The organism is Sphingobium sp. UBA5915 (assembly GCF_002431195.1).
GTDB classification, from domain to species: domain Bacteria; phylum Pseudomonadota; class Alphaproteobacteria; order Sphingomonadales; family Sphingomonadaceae; genus Sphingobium; species Sphingobium soli.
Window position 1 is genome coordinate 42,664 of the sequence record NZ_DJDV01000075.1, and the last position, 12,545, is coordinate 55,208.

The following is a 12,545-nucleotide window of genomic DNA, read 5'->3' on the forward strand; positions in this document are numbered from 1 at the left end:
GCGCGCTCAAAAAAAGATCGGAAGATCGGCGGAAGGTTTAGTTGGCGAGCGGAACCGCGTCGTTGGACGCGGGCGCGGACGCCGCATTGGCGGCAGCGCCAGCCAGCGGGTCAGTAGTCGCCGGCGCGCTCTGCGTTGCGGGCGCCTGCTTCACCAGCGAGGTGTCAATGTCGCTGGGCGCATGACGCACCGACGCGATCACCGCCATGACGATCGACAACAGCACGAAGACGCTGGCGAGGATCGTGGTCGATCGCGTCAGGAAATCCGCCGCACCGCGCGCCGACATGAAGCCGGCCGGGCTGCCGCCGACACCCAGACCGCCACCTTCCGATTTCTGCATGAGGATGACGGTGACCAGCAAGGCGGCGATGATCGCCTGCACGACGAGGAGGAAGGTGAACATGCGACAGGTGTCCGGGACAAGAAAAAAGCGTTGGCGCGCACATAGCGACGAAGGCGCGCGGGGGCAACCATGTCCGGCGCCCCCGCCCGGTCCTTTCCCGCCCAGCGCCTGCGCGTGAGTTTTACGCCGCGGCTTTCATCCGCTGGTCGGCCGCTTCGATGATCGGCGCGAATTTGGCCGCAGAGAGGCTCGCGCCACCGACGAGGCCGCCATCGACATCCGCCAGCGCCATCAGGTCGGCCGCATTGTCGCCGTTCATCGATCCGCCATAAAGAATGCGCATCATGTCAGCTTCCGCGCCGATCCGGCTCGCCAGCGCCTTGCGCAGCGCCGCGTGCATGGTCGCGACCGCTTCCATGGTCGGGATTCGGCCGGTGCCGATCGCCCAGATCGGCTCATAGGCGACGGCGAGCCAATCCGCCGCCGCGCCTTCGGGCAGGGAGGCGAGCAGTTGATCCGCGACAACCTGTTCGGCGCGACCGGCGTCTCGCACGGCCAGGGTTTCGCCGACGCACAGAATGACGTTGATCCCCGCCTTGTGCGCCGCCACCGATTTGGCCGCGATATCGGCATTGGTTTCGCCCCGCGCCTCGCGTCGTTCGCTATGACCTGTGATGACCCAGGTCGCGCCGGCTTCGGCCAGCATGTCGGCCGATAGCGAACCGGTATAGGCCCCACTGATATCCATATGACAATTTTGCGCGCCGATGAAGGCCGCGCCGCGCCGTTCGGACCCCGCCATGATGAGCGTCGCGGGCAGGCATAGCCCGACTTCGACGTCTGGATGCGCCGCCGCGACCCGGCCGATCGCCTCCACTTCATCCAGATGCGCGCGCATCCCGTTCATCTTCCAGTTGCCGACAACCAGCTTGCGCCTGTTCATCCGCCAAGTCCCCTGTGATTATTGCTGCACGTAGCGCCCGCGCACGTCATCGCCGCTCCGGTAAGCGGCGCCTCCAAGACGCGCGTGGGTGCCAGGCAAATGCGATGGACGGGCATCGCGCATTTGTCCAGTCCAAGCCTTGCCGCCGCGCCGTTCCGCCCTTAAAGCGGGCCGCCATACCGCCTGTAGTTCGGACATTTTCATGCTTTCTGTCTTTCGCCGCATCATCCATTCCAAGTTCGGCGCGATTTTCGCGATCCTGTTCCTGGGCGTCATCGCCGCCGCCTTCATCCTGGGCGACGTGACCAGCGGTCAATTTGGCGGTGCAAGCCTGTCGGGCGGCGGCACGGCGGCCAAGGCGAAGGGATACAAGCTGACCGTCGCCGAATTGCAGGACCGGGTGCAGCGCGTGTTCGAAAATGCGCGCCGCTCAAGCCCCGAACTTCAGATCGGCGAATTTTTCGCACAGGGCGGCGGCGCGCAGGTGTTCGATCAACTGGTACAGTCGCTGACGCTGCGGGCCTATGCCGACGATCAGGGCATCCATATCTCCAAACGGCTGGTCGATGCGCAGATCGCGCAGATCCCGGCCTTTCAGGATGCGGCGGGCAATTTCAGCAATGACAATTTCCGTGCCCTTCTGGCGCGCGAACGGCTGAGCGAACAGGCATTGCGCGACGATATCAGCCGCGAAATCCTGCAACGCCAGTTGCTGGCGCCTATCGGTATTGGCGCACGTCCATCGGAAAATCTGGTCCTGCCCTATGCCTCGCTGCTGCTGGAGGCGCGCCAGGGCCAGGTCGCCGCCATCCCGGCGGTCGCTTTCCTGGACGACAAGGACCCGACCGACGCCCAGCTCGCTGACTTCTACAAGAAGAACAGCGATCGCTTCACCATCCCCGAACAGCGTCGCATCCGCTACGCTGTCGTTGACGCTGAGCGCTTCGCGCAGGCGTCGATGCCCAGCGATGCGGAAATAAGCGCTTATTACAACCAGAACAAGGCGAACTACGCCGCCAGCGAAAACCGCAGCGTCGAACAGCTTGTGCTGCCGACCGAAGCGGGCGCCAAGGCGATCGCAGCGCAAGTGAAGGCCGGCAAGTCCTTGCCTCAGGCCGCGCAAGGCGCCGGCCTGTCAGTCTCCACGCTGGACGCGCAAAGCCGCGGCCAGCTGACCAGCGCGACGAGCAAGGCGGTGGCGGACGCGGTCTTCGCCGCCAGGCAAGGCGAACTGATCGGGCCGGTGCGCGGGCCGCTCGGCTGGCTGTTGCTGCGCGTCACCGCGGTGCAGGACAAGCCCGCCCGGCCGCTGGCCGCTGTGCGCGACGAGATCGTCAAGACACTGCGCGTGCAAAAGGAAAAGCAGCTGCTCGGCGACTTTACCGCCAAGCTGGAGGACCAGATCGCCGATGGCGGGACGTTTGACGAAGTGGCAAAGGATAATGGCCTGAAGCTTGAGACCACGCCGCCGCTGCTGGCGACTGGCAAGCAGGTCAAGGACATGGCCTATGTCGCCCCTGCGGACGTTCAGCCGCTGCTGGCCCCGGCGTTCGCCATGAGCGCGGATGATGACGCACAGCTGGTGCCGATTACGCCGGACAAGCGCTATGCGTTGATTGCGCCTGGGCAGATCATCGCCGCAGCCCCGCCTCCGCTGGCCGAGGTCAAGTCGCTGGTGCAGGCGCAATATAAGCTGAATGCCGGCAACCAGAAGGCCAAAGCTCTGGCCGAGCAGATTCGCGCCAAGGTGGCGAAGGGCACGAAACTGGCGGACGCGATCAGCCAGGCGGGCGTCAAGCTGCCCGCGCCACAGACGCTGGGCGGCCGCCGAGCCGACATCATGCGGGCCGAACAGCGCCCGCCGGCCGAAGTGTCGATCCTGTTCGCCATGGCCGAAAACAGCGTCAAGACACTGCCGATCAGCGAAGGCCGCGGTTATTTCGTCGTCCAACTGACCAAGATCGAGCGCGGCGATGCCAAGAGCAATCCCCAATTGCTGGCACAGGTGCGCGACCAGATGGGTGAGGTGATCGGCCAGGAATATGGCGAGCAATTCGAACGTGCGGTCGAGAAGGAACTGGGCGTGACGCGCAACCCCAAGGCGGTGGAGCAGGTGCGCGCTGCGCTGGCTGCGAACAATAGCGGCGGCCAGTAAGCATGGCGGATGGCGGGAATGACGGTATCGCCGCTGCACGCGCGGCCCTGTCGCGCGGCGAATCAGCGCTGATCTGGCGGCGTCAGATTGCAGATACCGACACGCCAATTTCCGCCGCGCTCAAATTGTTCGAACCCGATCGCGGCGATTATCTACTGGAATCGGTCGAAGGCGGCGCGGTGCGTGGGCGGCACAGCCTGATCGGACTTGCCCCCGACCTCGTCTTCCGGGCCAATGGCCAGAAGGCAGAAATCAACCGGCATTGGGCAACGGACCGCAACGCCTTCCAAGTTGAAAGCGTCGGCGCGCTCGACGCGTTACGAGCGTTGGTGGCGGAATGCCGGGCGGAGATGGACCCGGCCTTGCCCCCGGCGCTTGCCTGTCTGGTTGGGTATTTCGGCTATGAGACGGTGGGTCTGGTCGAAAAACTGCCCCGCCCGGCCCCGAACCCGATCGGCGTGCCTGACATGCTGTTCGTGCGGCCAACGGTAATCCTGGTCTTCGACCGGCTGGCTGACGCCCTTTATATCGTCGCGCCGGTTTGGAAGGGCAGCTTCACCGATATCGATCGCGCCATGTCCGACGCGTTGGAGCGGATTGACGCGACGGCCGCGCGGTTGGCGGGCCCGATCCCCGCAATGCCAGCCACGGACGAGATCGCGGACATCGCTGTAACCCCGGTGCTGGAGCCGGGACGCTATGCGCACATGGTGGAGACCGCGAAGGACTATATCGTGGCCGGCGACATCTTTCAGGTGGTCCTGGCGCAGCGCTTCACAAGTCCGTTCACACTGCCTCCGATCGCCCTGTATCGCGCGTTGCGGCGGATCAATCCGTCGCCTTTCCTCTATTATCTCGACCTCCCCGGATTTGCACTGATCGGGTCCAGCCCCGAAATATTGGTGCGCGCTCGCGACGGTGAAGTGACGATCCGGCCGATTGCCGGGACGCGCCCGCGCGGCAAAAGCGCGGTCGAGGATGCCGCCAATCGAGAAAGCCTGCTCGCAGACCCGAAGGAGCGGGCCGAGCATCTGATGCTGCTGGACCTGGGGCGCAACGATGTCGGTCGCGTGGCCGCCGCCGGGACAGTGACGGTGACCGAAAGCTACAACGTCGAATTTTACAGCCATGTCATGCACATCGTCTCTAACGTCGTGGGCCGGCTGGCGGACGACAGGGATGCGATCGACGCGCTGTTCGCCGGATTCCCGGCAGGCACCGTATCGGGCGCGCCCAAGGTGCGCGCGTGCGAAATCATCGCGCAGCTGGAACCCGAAACGCGCGGCGCCTATGCCGGCGGGGTTGGTTATTTCGGGCCGGACGGCAATATGGACAGCTGTATCGTGCTGCGCACGGCCGTGCTGAAGGATGGCGTCATGCATGTGCAGGCGGGCGCTGGCATCGTCGCCGATTCCAACGCTGAATATGAGCAGCGCGAATGTGAAGCGAAAAGCGGGGCGCTGCTGGCGGCCGCGCGCGAAGCGGTCGCGCTGGCGCGTCAGCCGACCTTCGGCCAATGATCAATTGTCATCGGCAGGCGCGCCCGCCCATCGCGCCCCTTTCCGCTTGATCCAGATGAAAATGATCCTTGTGCGCGGCATTATAGTCGGGTGACAGGACGGTCGAAAAAAGATCGCAGGCGCCGTCCCGCACTTCGCGCAGGAAGAACGCATCTTTCCCCTCGCCTTTCCAGTCGCCCAGCACGCTGATCTGGCGGCCATCCTTCAATTGAAAAGCCGCAATATCAATCGCGTCGGCGGTTGCATGTTCGCTGAAATCCCCCTGGCTGCGCCCGTACAGCCGGCGGCAGCTATAGCTGCCAAAGTGCCGGATCGACCGGACAGGCTGGCCATAGATACGCTGCGCGGCAGGCTGCACCACCTGCCATTCCCACAGCTTCAAGGCCGCGACCACCGGGCAGGATGGCGCAACGGCGGCCGGGGCCAACAGGATTGCGTCCTCATCCGGGCGAAGCCGCACCGCATCGGCATAGGCGCACTGATCCGCGCCGCCCGGCTTCAGGGCGACATAATCGACACCCGCCCGATCCAGCAGAGCCTTGCAGGCGCCGGTGTCGGCGGTCAGCGCCGCCAGCTTCCTTCCAGTGAACAGGCCGATAGGCTGCGCAAGATCAAGGTCCGTCCAGGGCAGATCCTGCGGTCGCTGCCGCAGCCAGGCATAGGCCAGCAGCAACAAGGCAAGCAGCCCGCCGACGACAAGAAGGGAGCGCAGCGTCAGGTGAAGTTTTCGCATGCGCTAAGCACGCTGGACCGCAGCCATTGGTTCCGCCGTCACCGGATAGCCCAGATGGTCCGGGATGCACAGGTGCGGCACGCCGTCCCGATCCTCGCGCCAGGGTTGAATCTTCTCAATAGGAAAGGATGCCGCGTCAGCCACAAGGTCCGCGTGGCGATGATGGCGCGCGAGCCGTTCGAGATTTCGGCGGGTCGGGTAGATGACGCGCCCGTTTCCGCCATCGCACTGCGCGAGCGTATCTGTGGCGCTGCTCCAGAACAGGCGGACATTTTCGCTGCTGTCCACGGTCGCGACCTGCCCCTCGGGCGCGCGCGCCAGGTAGAAACGTGTGTCGAACACCCTTGTCGCATGATCGAAAGGCGCTGGATGCCAGCGGGCGAAAGGCGTGAGCGCCTGGATATCGAGGGTCAGATTATGGCGTTCCAATAGATCGCCCAGCATCGCGCCATCATGCAACCCATCACGCAGGCGCAGGATCATGGCCTGATTCATCTCGCCCGTTATCGCGATGGCGAGACCCGCTTCCTCTATCGTCTCGCGAATGGCGGCGATACGCGCGGCCGCTTCATCCAGTGGCAGGCCGGTATCGTACCGCGAGGCGAGCATGCGATCCGCTTCATCGACGGCCCCGCCCGGAAAGACAAGCGCACCCGCCGCAAAGGACATGGTGGACGCACGCTCCATCATAAGCAGTTCGGCCGCCGCGCCTGGCCGATCACGCACGATCACGACGGTCGCCGCCGGCCGGGTCAGGCCATCATAGTCTGTCATGCGGATGCTCTAGGCTTATCGCCCAGCGCTAGTAAAGTCCTTCCAAAACAACCCGATTAAAGGGTTGGTGGAGCCTAGGGGGATCGAACCCCTGACCTCGTCATTGCGAACGACGCGCTCTCCCAGCTGAGCTAAGGCCCCTGAAGGAGCGCTGCCTATAAGCGAGCGATTTGAGCCGTGCAACGGTATTTTGTTCAAAACGACAGACCGGCCCAGCCGGCCTGCCCTGCGCCGGAACGCACCTGTCGCGGGACATTACCCGTCCGTAACGCCCGGAACATGGGCGTGGTCCACTCATTGATAGGATCGACGGCGCCCCACGCGTCGCCTGACACGCAAAAGGAGATGGACCATGGGTTACCAAGGCGGAGGCCGCTACGGTGATGATCGTTATTCCTCGAACTGGGACCGCGGCGAGCGCTATCGTGGACAGCGGGACTATCGCCGTGACGACAACAGCTATCGTTATGGCACGCGCGGCCAATTTGGCGGATCGGACATGCGCCGTCACCCCGACGATTATGACCCAGAGGAGCGGGGATTTTTCGACCGGGCGGGTGACGAGGTGCGCAGCTGGTTCGGCGATGAAGAGGCAGAGCGCCGGCGTGAATATGACGAATATTATAATCGCCCCTATGGCGATCCGCGCGACCAGTCGAGCCGCATCGGCTATGCGTCAGCCGGCCGGAGCGACTATTTGCCGGGCCGTGGCTATGCACCCTACACCAACGAACGCAGTGGCTTTGGCAGCGAAGATCATGGTTACCGCACGCGCGCCTTCGGGCCGCAACGCGACCAGAACGCCCATCATGACAGCAACTATCATGCCTGGCGTCAGCAGCGGATCGACGAGCTTGACCGCGATTATGCCGAATATCAGCGGGAGAATCGCGATCGCTTCAACAGCGAGTTCGGCACGTGGCGGGCACGCAGGGGCGAGCAGCGTCAGGCGGTCACCCAGGTCAAGGAGCATATGGAAGTCGTCGGCAGCGACGGCGAGCATGTCGGCACTGTCGACAAATGCCGAGGAGATCGCATCATTCTGACCAAGAATGATGAAGACGCCGGTGGCGTGCATCATTCCATTCCGTCTAACTGGATCAAGTCCGTCGACGCGACCCGCGTGACGCTGGAAAAAACCGCTGAACAGGCGCAGGACGCATGGCGCACGGAACGCGAGCAAAGCGCGATGTTCAATGACCGACCGGAAGGTCGCGACGGCGGCTGGAGCAGTGAAGGCTTTGCCAGCAGTAATAGCAGCCATGGCAATCGCTATCGTTAAGCCACGATCCGTTTGAAGAAGGCCCGGTGTAATCACCGGGCCTTTTTTTAGTCGGATCATCTCTGACATTGGAGCCAGAGAGGCTTAACCCTTGCCCCCAATGCCACGATGCCCGACATAGGCACCATCATGGTTTCCTTCGCCCGAGCGCCCGTCACTGCCGTCCTGGGGCCAACCAACACAGGCAAGACCCATCTGGCTGTAGAGCGGATGTGCGGCCATTCCAGCGGCATGATGGGTTTTCCCCTGCGTTTGCTGGCGCGCGAAGTTTATGATCGGGTGGTGGCCATCAAGGGCGAAAAGCTGGTCGCGCTGGTCACTGGCGAGGAAAAGATCATTCCGCCAGGCGCGCGCTATTTTCTTTGCACCGCCGAATCCATGCCGATCTCCGGCAGCCGGGAAGCCGGCGCGAAAGAGGATTTCGCCTTCGTCGCGCTGGACGAGGCCCAATTGGGCGCTGACCCTGAACGCGGACATATTTTCACCGACAGGCTGCTGCGCGCGCGCGGCAGAGAAGAAACGATGATCCTTGGATCAGCCAGCATCAGCCGGATCGTCAAAGCCCTGATCCCGGACGTGGACATCATCAGCCGCCCGCGCTTTTCGACGTTGAGCTATGCCGGCGCGAAGAAACTGTCGCGCCTGCCCCGCCGGTCGGCGATCGTCGCTTTTTCAGCGGAAGAAGTCTACGCCGTTGCCGAAATGCTTCGTCGGTTCCGGGGCGGCGCGGCCGTCGTCATGGGCGCATTGTCGCCCCGCACCCGGAACGCGCAAGTCCAGATGTTCCTGAACGGCGACGTCGATTATCTGGTCGCGACCGACGCGATCGGCATGGGGCTTAACCTGGATGTGGCGCATGTGGCCTTTGCCTCTCTGCGCAAATTCGACGGACGGCGAAGCCGACGCCTGACCGTCAGCGAAATGGCGCAGATTGCCGGGCGTGCAGGCCGCCACCACAAGGACGGCACGTTCGGCAGCTTGGGCCATGAAGACGGCGATGCGGCCTTCACCCCGGAGGAAATAGACGCGATCGAGGCGCATCGTTTCCCGCCGGTCGATCATCTATTCTGGCGCAACGGAACGCCGCGTACGGATCGCCTCGACCATCTGCTGAGCGATCTGGAGCAGAAGCCGGAACGACCGGAACTGCGCGCAGCCCCCGAGGCGGTGGACCTGGCGGTGCTCCGACGGCTGGCAGATGATCCGATCGTGATCGAACGCGTCCGGGGCAAGCGCCAGGTTGAACGGCTATGGGCGGCATGTGGCCTGCCTGATTTTCAGAAGCTGGGGGCGGACCATCACGCCCGGCTGGTGTCGCGGATATGGCGTTTCCTGTCGGAAGGCAGCGGCCACATCCCGCGCGACTGGTTTGCGCAACAGGTTGCGCGGCTCGATTCGGTGCAGGGGGACATCGACATATTGTCCGGCCGGATCGCGGCCGCACGGACCTGGTCCTATATCGCGCATCGCGCCGACTGGCTGACCCACCCGGGCGAAATGGCGGAACGCACGCGCGCCCTGGAGGAAAAGCTGTCCGATGCCCTGCATACGGCACTGACACAGCGTTTCGTCGATCGCCGCACGTCCGTCCTGTTGCGCGACATCGGCCAGAATGCGAGCAATCTGCCCGTCACGGTGGAAGTCGACGGCAGCGTCTGCGTCGATGGGGAAATGATCGGACGACTTGACGGCTTCCGATTCTCGGTCGATCCCGCTACGCGGCATCAGGACCGAAAGATGCTGTTGGCGGCCGCCGAGCGGCGCCTGGGAAAGGTATTGCGAGTGAAGGCTGACGAACTGATCGCTGCGACGGATGCGGATTTTGCCCTGCTGGACGACGCGGGGCAGGCCCCCGGCATCGCCTGGAGCGAAACGCCGGTAGCGGTCCTGATGGCTGGCACCACATTGTTGACGCCGGAAATCCGGCTGGATCGCGCGCTGCTTGCCCTGGGCCAGGACGTACAGAAGCAGGTCATCGCGCGCCTGTCCGCATGGTTCGACGGGCAAAAACAGAAGCATCTTCTACCACTGGTGAAAATGAACGAAAGCGCCGCCGACCCGCAGGTACCCGCCGTGGTGCGGGCGGTGTTCGCCCAGTTGGGAGACGCAGGCGGGGTTTTGGCGCGGACCGATCTCGATTCGGCGCTGGGCCACCTGGACAAGGAGCAACGGCACCTGTTGCGCAAGGCCGGCATCGATATCGGCGTACTCGACATCTATCATCCCGGCTTGCTGAAGCCGGGCGCGGCGCGTTGGCGGTCGGCGCTGCTGGCGGCACGAATCGCCAAGCCCTGCCTGCCTCTGCCGGGTCCCGGACTGACGCTGATCCCCGCTGGCGAACGCCCCGCGCAAATGGGCGCGCGCATAGCGGGCTTTCGTGGCTTTGGCGATCAGATGCTGCGGATCGACATGGCCGAGCGCATGGCGCGGACGGCGCATGAGACCATCGCCAAGAATGAGGCCTTCACGGCGCTCAGCCCCCAGATCGTGTCTCTGGGCCTTAGCGAAGATGCCTTTCTACAATTGATGCGCGCGGCCGGCTTCCGGCCTGTGGATGCGCCTCCTCCACCGCCCGTCGAGGACGGGGCGGAGGCACCGGCCCCCGTCGCAGCCGCGAACTGGGCCTTCAAGGGCCGACAGAAGGCGCGGAGCGACAGGCCACAAGCCCAACGCGGTCGTGGAGGAAAGCCGGGTAGCGGCAAAGCGCAACGCAACGATGGCCAGCGCTCATCCAACACTGGCGGAAGCGCCAGTCCCGCACCGGTCAATAACGCCTTTGCGGGCCTTGCGGACTTGCTGGGTCGCAATGGCTGACGCGGTCGCAGGCGCCGGTCATGGCCCAAGCTTGCGTATCGACAAATATCTCTGGTTCGCGCGTCTTTCGAAAAGCCGGTCGATTGCGCAGAAGCTGGCCGAAGAGGGGCATATCCGCCTTAACGGCAGGCGGATCGACCGCGCGCATGCCCCGGTGCGGGCTGGCGACCTGATCACCTTCCCGCACATAGAGAGCGTGCGCGTCGTTCGCGTACTCGCCCTGCCTGTCCGGCGCGGCCCTGCCCCCGAAGCGCAATCCTGTTATGAGGAACTGACCATAGGGAGCTAGGGCGTCAGCGCAGGCGCGCTATCCAAGGATGAAATCAACGCCAGCCAGGGCGTGGATGCTGGTGCAGTCGTAGATCGGCAGGACATTCGCCCTCACATCGACGATCATCTCCAATTCGGTGCAGGCCAGCACGGCGGCCTGAACGTCCTGCTTGGCGATGTCGGTCAACGAAGACTTCATGAAGCGTTGCGATTCCCGGTTGACCTTGCCGAGCGTCAGTTCATCGTAAAAGATGCGATCTACCTGTTCCGCCAGTTCCATGTCCGGCGGCAGAAGCGACACGCCGTGCGCCACCAACCGCTGGCGATAGAATTTTTCGGTCATGACCCGGCGCGTGCCGATCAGGGCGGCTTTCTCGACCCCGTCGGCCTGCATCGCTTTTCCGACTTCGTCGGCAATGTGAAGGATCGGAATGGCGACCGCGCCCTGCACCTGATCATACACCCTGTGCATGGAATTGGCGCAAATCAGCAATGCGCCTGCCCCCGCCCGTTCCAGACGGCGGGCCGCTTCCATAAGCTGCGTTGCCGCGCAATCCCAGTCGTCATCGCTCACGCAACTGGCCACCGCCGCGAAATCAAGGCTTTCGATCAAGAGTTGCGCACTGTGCTGGCCACCCAGTCTGCGCTGAACCGTCTTGTTGATGATCTCGTAATAGCGAGCGGTCGATGTCCAGCTGAGACCGCCGATCAGGCCGAGCTTGCGCATGATATTCGCTTTAACCCCCAATTCGCATGTGACGGGTACAGGGTTAGGGGAAGCCGCCTCCAAGGGTCAAAGGCTTAATCGGCCTTGGCGTGTTGGGGCAGTGAACTCAGAGTCAGCCCGCTGGCGCCAACGATCGTGGCGATAACCGCCATAGCCGGCTCGTCCAGCAGCAGTGCGATCGCCAGACCACCCCAGCCGGCAAGCCCCCCGAGCGCGGCAAGCCATCGCTCAGCCCCTACCGCCCCCGCAGCCAAAGCCTTGCATAGCGGCAGAGCCGCTATCGCCATCAGGGCTCCGATCAGTTCCGCACCGGCGAGCAGCCACCAATTGGCCGGCGTCAGCGTGGCGTCATCAGGCTGAAGAATGTCGAAGGCAATGCGATTGCGATCAATCGCGAGCGCCGTCAGCAGCAGGCTCAGGCCAATTGGAAGCTGCAAGACGGCGAGGATCGGGAACACCGACCGAATGGTCGACGAGCGGACGACAAGATAGCCCAATGCCGACCCCAGCGCGGCCAGGCTGACCATTTCCGGCAGGTTGACCACATCATGGGTGTAGAGCGCGCCGCCGATCGCCAAGGCCATGCCCGCCGCCCCAAGTCGCGCCGCATATGGCGAGTCCGCCTTATGCAACCCGCACAACATCAGCAGCGCGGAACCAACCCAGGCGAGCGCGGCAACCCACGATACCGCCGTCAACGCGCATCCCCGGTTCTGGCGAATCGCTCCATCAGCCCGAAACCGGCAATCAGCGCGATGCCGCCCAGCAAAATCGCCAGCAGGCCAAGCAAGCGGGCGCTGGCACCGCCAACTTCCGCAGCGACGATCAGCGCGCCCAGGACCGGGAACGCAGCCAAAGCGCAAACCATCCCGATGACCGGGCGCGAATGACGACGCGCCGCAGCGCGCGTCACCAGCACGGTAACAAGAGTCAAGGGCGGTAACAGCGCGGCCAGCGCCGTCATATGGGCCATGATGTCGG

12 protein-coding genes and 1 tRNA gene are annotated in these 12,545 nt (G+C 64.0%); 5 read left to right on the forward strand and 8 right to left on the reverse strand.

The genetic code is table 11. The annotated features are described in order from the left end of the window. Positions 1-37: 37 nt before the first annotated feature. Together secG and tpiA are read right to left on the reverse strand one after the other, a co-directional pair. On the reverse strand, positions 38-406 hold the full coding sequence (gene secG / locus B2V90_RS12325) for a preprotein translocase subunit SecG (protein ID WP_009822399.1): 369 nt from the start codon (positions 404-406) through the stop codon (positions 38-40). Positions 407-527: 121 nt separating this feature from the next. Beyond that, on the reverse strand, positions 528-1,289 hold the full coding sequence (tpiA, locus tag B2V90_RS12330) for a triose-phosphate isomerase (RefSeq protein ID WP_228220750.1): 762 nt from the start codon (positions 1,287-1,289) through the stop codon (positions 528-530). A 202-nt stretch (positions 1,290-1,491) separates the two neighbouring features. Here tpiA and B2V90_RS12335 point away from each other — a divergent pair, with 202 nt between their 5' ends. Continuing rightward, complete coding sequence (locus B2V90_RS12335) at positions 1,492-3,444, forward strand: peptidyl-prolyl cis-trans isomerase (protein ID WP_228220749.1); 1,953 nt, start codon at positions 1,492-1,494, stop codon at positions 3,442-3,444. Positions 3,445-3,446: 2 nt separating this feature from the next. Next, positions 3,447-4,964 (forward strand): anthranilate synthase component I, encoded by a 1,518-nt coding sequence (trpE, locus tag B2V90_RS12340; protein WP_228220748.1) that lies wholly within the window; start codon positions 3,447-3,449, stop codon positions 4,962-4,964. A 7-nt stretch (positions 4,965-4,971) separates the two neighbouring features. Here the strand turns inward: trpE and B2V90_RS12345 are convergent, their stop codons facing one another. From B2V90_RS12345 to B2V90_RS12355, 3 genes are all read right to left on the reverse strand, one after another. After that, on the reverse strand, positions 4,972-5,697 hold the full coding sequence (locus tag B2V90_RS12345) for an extensin family protein (RefSeq protein ID WP_228220747.1): 726 nt from the start codon (positions 5,695-5,697) through the stop codon (positions 4,972-4,974). Positions 5,698-5,700: 3 nt separating this feature from the next. Continuing rightward, complete coding sequence (locus B2V90_RS12350) at positions 5,701-6,471, reverse strand: NUDIX domain-containing protein (protein WP_228220746.1); 771 nt, start codon at positions 6,469-6,471, stop codon at positions 5,701-5,703. 65 nt (positions 6,472-6,536) lie between these two features. Continuing rightward, a tRNA-Ala gene (locus B2V90_RS12355) sits at positions 6,537-6,612 on the reverse strand. 211 nt (positions 6,613-6,823) lie between these two features. Here B2V90_RS12355 and B2V90_RS12360 point away from each other — a divergent pair. The 3 genes from B2V90_RS12360 to B2V90_RS12370 all read left to right on the forward strand — a co-directional run bounded on the left by B2V90_RS12360 (position 6,824) and on the right by B2V90_RS12370 (position 10,856). Further along, a complete protein-coding gene (locus B2V90_RS12360) occupies positions 6,824-7,753 on the forward strand; it encodes a DUF2171 domain-containing protein (RefSeq protein WP_228220745.1) in 930 nt (309 codons plus the stop codon). A gap of 129 nt (positions 7,754-7,882) precedes the next feature. Further along, positions 7,883-10,567, forward strand: coding sequence for a helicase-related protein (locus B2V90_RS12365; protein ID WP_228220744.1), 2,685 nt, complete (start codon positions 7,883-7,885; stop codon positions 10,565-10,567). Further along, positions 10,560-10,856, forward strand: a complete 297-nt coding sequence (locus tag B2V90_RS12370) for an RNA-binding S4 domain-containing protein (protein WP_009822407.1) — start codon at positions 10,560-10,562, stop codon at positions 10,854-10,856. The genes B2V90_RS12365 and B2V90_RS12370 overlap by 8 nt, the downstream gene beginning before the upstream one ends. Before the next feature lie 18 nt (positions 10,857-10,874). Here B2V90_RS12370 and B2V90_RS12375 read toward each other — a convergent pair whose 3' ends face one another. The 3 genes from B2V90_RS12375 to B2V90_RS12385 all read right to left on the reverse strand — a co-directional run bounded on the left by B2V90_RS12375 (position 10,875) and on the right by B2V90_RS12385 (position 12,537). Beyond that, positions 10,875-11,564: an aspartate/glutamate racemase family protein gene (locus B2V90_RS12375; protein WP_009822408.1), complete on the reverse strand. Its 690-nt coding sequence runs from the start codon at positions 11,562-11,564 to the stop codon at positions 10,875-10,877. Positions 11,565-11,638: 74 nt separating this feature from the next. Next, positions 11,639-12,148, reverse strand: coding sequence for a hypothetical protein (locus B2V90_RS12380; protein ID WP_228220743.1), 510 nt, complete (start codon positions 12,146-12,148; stop codon positions 11,639-11,641). Between the two features lie 110 nt (positions 12,149-12,258). After that, complete coding sequence (locus B2V90_RS12385; protein WP_228220742.1) at positions 12,259-12,537, reverse strand: hypothetical protein; 279 nt, start codon at positions 12,535-12,537, stop codon at positions 12,259-12,261. Between the last annotated feature and the right edge of the window lie 8 nt (positions 12,538-12,545).

Bases quoted from the DNA above. Each gene is read 5' to 3' on its own strand.
- B2V90_RS12360 (WP_228220745.1), top strand. From the start codon at position 6,824: ATGGGTTACCAAGGCGGAGGCCGCTACGGTGATGATCGTTATTCCTCG.
- B2V90_RS12335 (WP_228220749.1), top strand. From the start codon at position 1,492: ATGCTTTCTGTCTTTCGCCGCATCATCCATTCCAAGTTCGGCGCGATT.
- B2V90_RS12365 (WP_228220744.1), top strand. From the start codon at position 7,883: ATGGTTTCCTTCGCCCGAGCGCCCGTCACTGCCGTCCTGGGGCCAACC.
- B2V90_RS12380 (WP_228220743.1), bottom strand. From the start codon at position 12,148: ATGGCCTTGGCGATCGGCGGCGCGCTCTACACCCATGATGTGGTCAAC.
- trpE (WP_228220748.1), top strand. From the start codon at position 3,447: ATGGCGGATGGCGGGAATGACGGTATCGCCGCTGCACGCGCGGCCCTG.
- B2V90_RS12370 (WP_009822407.1), top strand. From the start codon at position 10,560: ATGGCTGACGCGGTCGCAGGCGCCGGTCATGGCCCAAGCTTGCGTATC.
- secG (WP_009822399.1), bottom strand. From the start codon at position 406: ATGTTCACCTTCCTCCTCGTCGTGCAGGCGATCATCGCCGCCTTGCTG.
- B2V90_RS12345 (WP_228220747.1), bottom strand. From the start codon at position 5,697: ATGCGAAAACTTCACCTGACGCTGCGCTCCCTTCTTGTCGTCGGCGGG.
- tpiA (WP_228220750.1), bottom strand. From the start codon at position 1,289: ATGAACAGGCGCAAGCTGGTTGTCGGCAACTGGAAGATGAACGGGATG.
- B2V90_RS12350 (WP_228220746.1), bottom strand. From the start codon at position 6,471: ATGACAGACTATGATGGCCTGACCCGGCCGGCGGCGACCGTCGTGATC.
- B2V90_RS12385 (WP_228220742.1), bottom strand. From the start codon at position 12,537: ATGGCCCATATGACGGCGCTGGCCGCGCTGTTACCGCCCTTGACTCTT.
- B2V90_RS12375 (WP_009822408.1), bottom strand. From the start codon at position 11,564: ATGCGCAAGCTCGGCCTGATCGGCGGTCTCAGCTGGACATCGACCGCT.